The sequence below is a fragment of the Streptococcus sp. HMSC072D05 genome (assembly GCF_001815805.1).
Lineage (GTDB): Bacteria > Bacillota > Bacilli > Lactobacillales > Streptococcaceae > Streptococcus.
This window is the reverse complement of sequence record NZ_KV822040.1, coordinates 1-931: the sequence shown is the minus strand read 5'-3', so window position 1 is coordinate 931 and position 931 is coordinate 1. Positions and strand designations below refer to the sequence as shown.

Annotated in this window: 1 pseudogene; it reads right to left on the bottom strand. The window is 47.4% G+C overall.

Going from position 1 to position 931, the window contains the following annotated elements:
* Positions 1–931: pseudogene (locus HMPREF3057_RS09520) on the bottom strand (cell division protein FtsK); the annotation flags it as partial.

Below are 931 nucleotides of genomic sequence, written 5' to 3'. Positions count from 1 at the left end.
TAATTGTGGCTCACGAACAGGTCTGTTGGTCACTGTCAGAACTGATTGATCACTTAAGCGAAGTGCTAAAATAGCCTGCTTATAAGAACGAGCAGTTTTTGAGACCACATCAATATGCTTGGTGATTAGTGGTGAACTCATTACAATTGAACCATATCCAGCTCGAGTTCCTTTATCTAGGACATAAGCCAATGTATCAAGCGCTTCTGAGTTTAATTCTACCACTAATTCGGTTAAATTGTAGATAACCACTGTTGCGACATGGTCTCGCTGTTTGCCTTCTAACCGTTCCTGAATCTTGAACTCCATCATATCTAAGCCTTCTAGATATTCCTCTGGACTTGCCAGAATCGTCACTCCTTCCATTTCAGGTAAGTTATGGTACTTCGGTGCCAAGACGATGACTTTCTGTTTCCCTTTGGCAATGTGTTTTACCAAGGCTGTCATCTGCTCTTCTTTATCTGTTAGGTAGAGAAGATTTCCTTTAGCCAGATTCCAAGTAACGGGCTCAACTGTCTCCATGTCAAGTCCTAATGGCACGAGGCCGTGTTCATAGGCAGTCTGCACGCTGGCTCGGCTATAGAAGTCTTTCTCTGTCAACTCCTCCGGCACCATCGGAATGGCACTTGGGCGTTGTCCTGTCCAGGCTTCTTGGAGGGAAGCCACTTCCTGACGTAGGTTGTTGAGGACTTGGGTATCATTAGCTCCATAAACTGAGAGTGCCAGCTGGATCACATCCACTTCTTCCCGCTTCATAAGGGCACGGCCCTTGATGTCTTCCATAGTCATAGCGAGTGGCGTAGAGCCCACGATGGCCCGCACTTCACCTGCCTCATTCTGTGGCAGGCTCAACTGGTGCTTGAAGTTCGAGTAAAGTTGAGCACGAAGGTTGGTCTGACGACCGGCTGTCACCAAGAGGTGAACCCCGATA